At 62.1% G+C, this 826-nt stretch carries 1 protein-coding gene and 1 pseudogene; both read left to right on the top strand.

From position 1 onward, the window contains the following. Nucleotides 1–192 (top strand): annotated as a pseudogene (locus AC0KVQ_RS16495) (transketolase); the annotation flags it as partial. Continuing rightward, nucleotides 189–826, top strand: a 638-nt coding sequence (locus AC0KVQ_RS16490; protein ID WP_473422287.1) for a transketolase family protein, incomplete at its 3' end; no start/stop codon positions are given. The pseudogene AC0KVQ_RS16495 and the gene AC0KVQ_RS16490, both read left to right, overlap by 4 nt.

Raw genomic sequence — 826 nt, 5'->3', positions numbered from 1 at the left:
CTCGATGCCTTCGATACCGCACGCAATCTCCAGGAAGCCAAGCCGCGCGTCATCCTGCTCGATACCCTGATGGGCAAGGGCGTGCCCTTCCTTGAAACCCGCGACAAGAACCACTTCATCCGCGTCGATGCCCCCGAATGGCAGCAGGCCATCGCCATTCTGGATGAATCCCAAGTGACAGGAGACGCATGATGAGCACCGCTACCGCCAAGAAACCCCGCCTGACCACATCGGCGATGATCGCTTCCATCGCCGGCGAAGGCCAGAAGACCAAGCCGGCACCGTTTGGCCATGCACTGGCCGAGCTGGCCAAGACCCGCCAGGACATCGTCGGCATGACCGCCGACCTGGCCAAGTACACCGACTTGCACATCTTCCGCGATGCCCACCCGGAGCGTTTCTTCCAGATGGGCATGGCTGAACAGCTTTTGATGGGCGCTGCCGGCGGCATGGCCAAGGAAGGCTTCACCCCGTTCATCACCACCTACGCTGCTTTCGGTACCCGTCGCGCTTACGACTTCCTGCATCAGGTGATCTGCGAGGAAAACCTCAATGTGAAAGTGGCCTGTGCCCTGCCCGGCCTGACGACCGGTTATGGCCCGAGCCACCAGGCGACTGAGGACATCGCCATGGTGCGCGGCATTCCGGGGCTGACCGTGGTCGATCCGTGCGATGCGCTCGATCTGGAACAGGCTGTACCGGCGATTGCCGAGCACAAGGGCCCGGTCTACATGCGCCTGTTGCGCGGCAATGTGCCGCTGGTGCTGGACGAATACGACTACAAGTTCGAGCTGGGCAAGGCCAAGCTGCTGCGTGACGGCAAGGA

This window comes from Formivibrio sp. oc-25 (genome assembly GCF_055810895.1).
The sequence above is the reverse complement of the archived record's forward strand: the minus strand, read 5'-3'. Positions and strand labels throughout refer to the sequence as shown.